At 70.4% G+C, this 5,887-nt stretch carries 4 protein-coding genes and 1 pseudogene; all 5 read right to left on the reverse strand.

The window, feature by feature from the left end; genetic code table 11:
• Positions 1 to 541, reverse strand: a pseudogene (locus BZY54_RS16410) (type VI secretion protein); the annotation flags it as partial.
• Between the two features lie 15 nt (positions 542 to 556).
• Positions 557 to 1,981, reverse strand: a complete 1,425-nt coding sequence (locus BZY54_RS16415) for an ATP-binding protein (RefSeq protein WP_086725944.1) — start codon at positions 1,979 to 1,981, stop codon at positions 557 to 559.
• 14 nt (positions 1,982 to 1,995) lie between these two features.
• The gene (locus tag BZY54_RS16420; RefSeq protein ID WP_167414005.1) at positions 1,996 to 3,555 is read right to left on the reverse strand and encodes an SCO6880 family protein; all 1,560 of its coding nucleotides are present in this window, start codon (positions 3,553 to 3,555) and stop codon (positions 1,996 to 1,998) included.
• Positions 3,552 to 4,883, reverse strand: coding sequence for a hypothetical protein (locus tag BZY54_RS16425; RefSeq protein WP_086725946.1), 1,332 nt, complete (start codon positions 4,881 to 4,883; stop codon positions 3,552 to 3,554). Before BZY54_RS16425 ends, BZY54_RS16420 begins: the two co-directional genes overlap by 4 nt.
• Entirely contained in the window at positions 4,873 to 5,730 is an 858-nt protein-coding gene (locus BZY54_RS16430) for a DUF8175 domain-containg protein (protein WP_086725947.1), read from the reverse strand. Before BZY54_RS16430 ends, BZY54_RS16425 begins: the two co-directional genes overlap by 11 nt.
• Positions 5,731 to 5,887 lie beyond the last annotated feature (157 nt).

Here is a 5,887-nt window from a genome sequence, read left to right on the forward strand (position 1 = left end):
GCGCGGACGCAGGGATCCGGTGGGGGGCCTCCTGGGGCGCGGGAGGCGTTAGCCGCTCCTGTGGCGTCGCGTTCGCCAGGCTCTCCCCGGTCGGGGCGGTCGCCGCGTTCTCCCCCGCTGCCGTGGTGGCCGCCCGCTCTCCGGCCGCCGCTCGCTCGGCCTGTCTCCTCGCCCGCCCCGCCCGCCATCTCGCCACCGTGCCCATCACGAACACCGTGAGCACGAACAGGACCATCAGCTGGCCGATGAACAGGCCCCAGAACAGCCCGTACCCGGAGAGCCGGCCCGCCGGGGTGTCCGGCCAGGCGCCGGGGATGTCGTGCGGTTCGCCGATGAGGCGGCGCATGGCCATGGGCGTGCGGGTGAAGGTGACTCCGGACGGCCAGGCGCCGTGCGCGAGCAGACCGGCCAGGCCCGTGGCCGTCCACACCAGCAGGGTCATGCCGAGGAGGAAGGCCAGGAGGCCGACCAGCAGGCCGTCCGGAATGCCGCCCTGGCCGTCCCGCCGGCCCTGTCCCTGGTCGCGGTCGTGCGGTCTCACCTCTGCGCGCTCCCTTTACGCCACCGTCGACTCGGAGGAGCCGCCCAGATCGGGGACATGCTGCTCGACGAAGGCCGCCGCGCGCTGCTCGGCCTCCAGATCGGCGGCGCGCAGGGCGTCGTCGGCCGCGAGGTCCCGGGACGACTCCGTCATGGCGCGGTCGGTGAAGACGAGCGGCCGTTCGGTCTCGGTGACCAGGTGTTTGACGACCTGGACGTTGCCGTTGACGTCCCACACCGCGATTCCGGGGGTCAGCGTCGGGATGATCTCCACCGCCCACCGGGGCAGGCCCAGCACCCGGCCCGTGGCCCTCGCCTCGTCGGCCTTCTGGGCGTAGATCGTCCTGGTCGACGCCATCTTCAGGATCGCGGCGGCCTCCTTGGCGGCCGCTCCGTCCACCACGTCGGACAGGTGGTGGACGACCGCGACGAAGGACAGACCGAGCCGGCGCCCGAACTTCAGCAGCCTCTGGAACAGCTGGGCCACGAAGGGGCTGTTGATGATGTGCCAGGCCTCTTCGACCAGGAAGATGCGCTTCTTGCGGTCCGGGCGGATCCAGGTGTGCTCCAGCCACACGCCGACGATCGCCATGAGGATCGGCATGGCGATGGAGTTGCGGTCGATGTGGGACAGGTCGAAGACGATGAGCGGGGCGTCCAGGTCGATGCCGACCGTGGTCGGGCCGTCGAACATGCCGCGCAGGTCGCCGTCGACCAGGCGGTCCAGGACCAGTGCGACGTCCAGGCCCCAGGCGCGTACGTCGTCTATGGCGACGTTCATCGCCTCGGCCGACTCCGGTTCGGGGTGCCGCAGCTGCTCGACGATGTCGGACAGGACGGGCTGGCGCTCGACGATCGACTCGTTGACGTAGGCGTGCGCGACCTTCAGCGCGAACCCGGACCGCTCGTCCAGGCCGTGCCCCATCGCGACCTCGATGATGGTCCGCAGCAGCGCCAGCTGGCCCGTGGTGGTGATCGCCGGGTCGAGCGGGTTGAGCCGGATGCCGTGGTCCAGGGCGGCCGTGGGGTCCAGCCGGATGGGCGTTATCCCCAGCTCCTCCGCGATGAGGTTCCACTCGCCGACGCCGTCCTCGCCCTGGGCGTCCAGCACGACGACCTGGCGGTCGCGGAAGCGCAGCTGGCGCAGGACGTACGTCTTCTCCAGCGCCGACTTGCCGTTGCCGGACTCGCCGAGGACCAGCCAGTGCGGGGCGGGGAGCTGCTGGCCGTACAGCTGGAAGGGGTCGTAGATGTAGCCCTTCCCGGAGTACACCTCGCGGCCGATGATGACGCCCGAGTCGCCGAGGCCGGGCGCGGCCGTGGGCAGGTAGACCGCCTGGGCCTGGCCCGTGGAGGTGCGCACCGGCAGCCGGGTGGTCTCGACCTTCCCGAACAGGAAGGACGTGAAAGCGTCCGTGAGTGCGGTCAACGGGTCCCGCATCGAAGCATCAGCCCCTACCGTCGGATTCCGGTGGCGAACGGGAGCGTGTTCACGAAGGCGCGGTGGTGCTCGCGGTCGCACCACTCCAGCTTCAGGTACGACTTTCCGGCCGAGGCCCTTATGGTCCGCTTGTCGCGGGCGAGGGCCTCGGGAGTGCGGGAGGAGACGGTGATGTAGCCGACGAGGTTGACACCGGCCGCGCCGCTGGCGAGGTCCTCGCCGCGCTGGTCGAGGCGGTGGTGGGCCTGGACGTCGCGCGGGTCCACGGTGCGGTTCATCTTGGCGGCGCGGCTGGCCTCGGCGACGTCGTTGGTCTTCTCGGTCAGCATGCGTTCGATGGCGACCTCGGTGGGTTCGAGGTCCATCGTGACGGCGACGGTGCGGATGACGTCCGGGGTGTGGACGAGGAGCGGGGCGAGGAAGTTGACGCCGACCGGGGTCATCGGCCACTCCTTCACCCAGGCGGTGGCGTGGCACCACGGCGCGCGGGTGGCGGACTCGCGGGTCTTCGCCTGGAGGTACGTCGGCTCCCTCGCGTCCAGCTCGGCCGGCCAGGCGTTGCGCTGGGTCATGGCCTGGATGTGGTCGATGGGGTGGTCCGGGTCGTACATGGAGTGGATCAGCGAGGCCAGCCGCCCCTGACCGAGCGGCTGCCGCACGCGGATGTCGGCCTCCTGGAGCCGGGAGCAGATGTCGGTCAGCTCGCGGGCCATGACGACGGCGAGACCGGCGTCCCGGTCGAGTCGGCGGCCGGACTGCGAACGGGCGGCGCGTGCCATGGCGTTGGCCTCGGCGGCCAGTTCGCGGTTGTAGTGCATGCAGGCGACCAGGTAGGCGCGGTGCTGCTCGCTGCTGGTGGACACCATGGACTGCAGTTGGTCGTACGACTGCTGCAGCCAGGCGGGCGCGCGCTCGTCCCCGCGCTGGGTGACGTCCTTGGCGTGGGCGTCGGGGTCGGCGGGGAGGGTGCGGGCGAGCATCTGGAGGCGGGTGACGAAGCCGTCGCCGTTGGCCACGTGCTTGAGCAGGGTGCCGAAGCGGTCGACGAGGGCTTCCTGGTCCTCGGAGTCGCGCAGGCCGACTCCGGGGCCCTCGATCTCGATGGCGGCGGTGACCGTCTTGCGGTCGGCGTGCAGCAGCACGGCGATCTCGTCCGGACCGAAGGGCGCGGCGAGCCAGCTGATGCGGCCGATCCCCGGGGGCGGCCCGATCTCGATCTCCCGCCCGTCGAGCCGGGTGCCGGCCTCCATCACGTCCGAACGGTAGACGGCGGCCGCCTTGACGGTGCGCTTGTAGCTGCGGTTGATCTCGAACCACTTGTAGAAGGTGCGGTGCCGGTAGGGCACGTAGACCGCGGCCAGGGCGAGCAGTGGAAAGCCCGTCAGCAGGACGATCCGCAGGGGCAGTACGGGGACGAGGAGCCCGCACATCATGCCGATGAACGCGCCCGCGATGATCAGGGTGATCTCGCCGGTCTCCCGGTTGCGGCCGATGATCGCGTTCGGCCGGGCGCGGCCGATCAGATATGTACGGCGGGGCGTGACCGTATGGGACATATGGGACTCGGTCGTCAACGCCCTTCACCTCCCGTGCGGTTGGTACTGCTGTTGCGGGTGCTGCTGGCATGGGGAGTGGCCACCGGGCTGGGTGCGCGGGGAGCGGGTGTGGCGGCGGGGACGGAACCGCCGCCGCCGTCCGAAACGCGCGCGCTGTGTGCGGCGACGCCGCCGGAGACGGGGTTGGCCGGGCGGGGCGCGGACGTCTGGCCGCCCGCCCCGCCGTTGCTGTCGGCCCGGGTGCTGTGGGTCTTGATGCCCTGGGCGACGAGGGTCGCCGGGGAGCTGATGACGGCCGCGGCCTTGCTCTCGGCGCCCTGCATGATCCGGTTGTTGCGGCCGGCGGCGATCTCGTCGCCGAAGCCGGGGACGAAGCGGTAGATCATCGCGCTGGCGAAGATGGCGAGCAGGATGATGGCGAGGCCGGAGACGACGGCGGCGAGCGAGTCGGGCCCGCTGTCGGTGGTCAGCGCGCTGGCGAGACCGAGCACGATGACGATGACCGGCTTGACCATGATCACGGAGATCATGATGCCCGCCCAGCGGCGGACGTGGCCCCACAGGTTCTTGTCGACGAGTCCCGAGTAGACGACGACCCCGAGGAGCGCGCCCACGTACAGCAGGATGGCCCTGAGGAACATCTCCAGGTAGAGCACGCCCGCGGCGAGGATGGAGATGAGCGACACCAGGATCAGCATGATCGGGCCGCCGCCGATGTCCGTGCCCTTGTCCAGCGCACCGGCGAACGTGCCGAAGAACGTGCCGGTCTGGTCGCCCGTGGTCTTGGCGATGATGTCGCTGACGCTGTCGGTCGCGGAGACGACCGTGTAGAGGATCAGCGGGGTGAAGGCGGAGGCGAGCACGGTCAGCCAGAGGAAGCCGATCGCCTCCGACAGGGCGGTGGTGAAGGGGACTCCGCGCACGGCGCGCTTGGCGACGGCCAGCAGCCACAGCAGCAGGGTCAGGATGGCCGACGCCGCGAAGACGATGGCGTACTGCTTGAGGAACCTCTGGTTGGTGAAGTCGACGGTCGCGGTCTCCTGCACGGCCTTGCTGAGCTGCTTGATGGTCCAGGACGCGGCCTCGGCGCAGCCCTTGGCGAGGGAGGAGAGGGGGTCGAGGGTGGAGGTGGGGTCGGAGTTCAGTCCACCGGACTTCGACGGGCCGTTGCCCTTCTCGCAGTAGTCCTTGGCGGGGCCGCGGATCAGGCCGCACGGGTCCTTGCTCCCCGACGGCGACGGGGTGGGGGAGGGCGCGGCTAGGGCACGGGTGGCCAGCAGCACCAGGCCTGTCTGTACGGCGGTGACGGCGGCCGCCACCTTGAGGAAGCGGTGGTTAGCGCGCATACGTGAACCCTCCGTACTCCTCGACGGCCTTCGTCATGTCGTCGGCGATGGAGGCCTTCTGGTCGCGTCCGACCGGCACGGGGCCGTCCTTCTGCTGGAAGTCGGTGATCTTCCAATCGTTGCCGACCCACGTCATCTGGTATGTGGTGGTGTACCAGCTCTCGGACACGGGGTTGGTCGACGCCTCTCCGGACAGGCCGAAGAGCGACGTGTACCAGACCTCGACGCTCGCGCTGTTCCCGCTCAACGATGTGATCTTGGTGCCCACCGGGATCACTCGGGAGATGAACGTCTGGCCGGCAGGTGCGGTGCCGTCCTTGTTGAGACCGATGTTTCTGAGGAACCTCTCGTTCGAGTACGCGCTGTCCAGATCCGCCTGGCGGCGGGCGGCCACATCGGGGGCGTAGACGCTGTTCACGATGCGGTGCCGCTGGTCGGTGTCGAACATCCCGGTCGAGCCCAGGGCTACCGAGTAGTTGGCCGCCGCGCTCTGAGCCCCCTGTTCGTCGTGGCCGAAGCCGGAGGGGATGCCGGCCGTCTTCGTCGTCACCGGGCGGTTGCCGCTGGCCGCGGTGGCCGCTGCTCTGGGGTTCGCGCCGTTGCCGGAGTCCGCGGAGGAGGAGCCGCCTCCCCCGCGGTTCGCGAAGGCGATCGCGGCGATGAGGAGGACGACGACGGCAACGACCGTGACCAGGCTGCGCGAGGACGAGCGGGCGCCGCGCCGCGCACCGCCGTAGGGGTCGGCGGACCGGTCGGGGAGCCGGGTGCGGGTCTGGCCGCCGCTAGCGTACGGCTCGTCGTCGGCGCGCGCGGGATCGCCGTATCCGTGCTCGTCTCCGAGACTCATGTCCCGTACGCCCCCTCGACCTCGACCTCGTACCGGAACGCGTAGGAGTACGACGGTAGCCGTGCTGGTTCCCGCTTGGGCGCGGTGTGGTGACTCGACATCAGGGAAACGCAACCTCGGCCGGTGGGCACGGTGGGTGGGTGGGGGCAGCGGGGGC

This window comes from Streptomyces carpinensis, assembly GCF_002154505.1.
In the GTDB taxonomy this organism is placed as follows: Bacteria; Actinomycetota; Actinomycetes; order Streptomycetales; family Streptomycetaceae; genus Streptomyces; species Streptomyces carpinensis.

Bases quoted from the DNA above. Each gene is read 5' to 3' on its own strand.
- BZY54_RS16415 (WP_086725944.1), bottom strand. From the start codon at position 1,981: ATGCGGGACCCGTTGACCGCACTCACGGACGCTTTCACGTCCTTCCTG.
- BZY54_RS16425 (WP_086725946.1), bottom strand. From the start codon at position 4,883: ATGCGCGCTAACCACCGCTTCCTCAAGGTGGCGGCCGCCGTCACCGCC.
- BZY54_RS16430 (WP_086725947.1), bottom strand. From the start codon at position 5,730: ATGAGTCTCGGAGACGAGCACGGATACGGCGATCCCGCGCGCGCCGAC.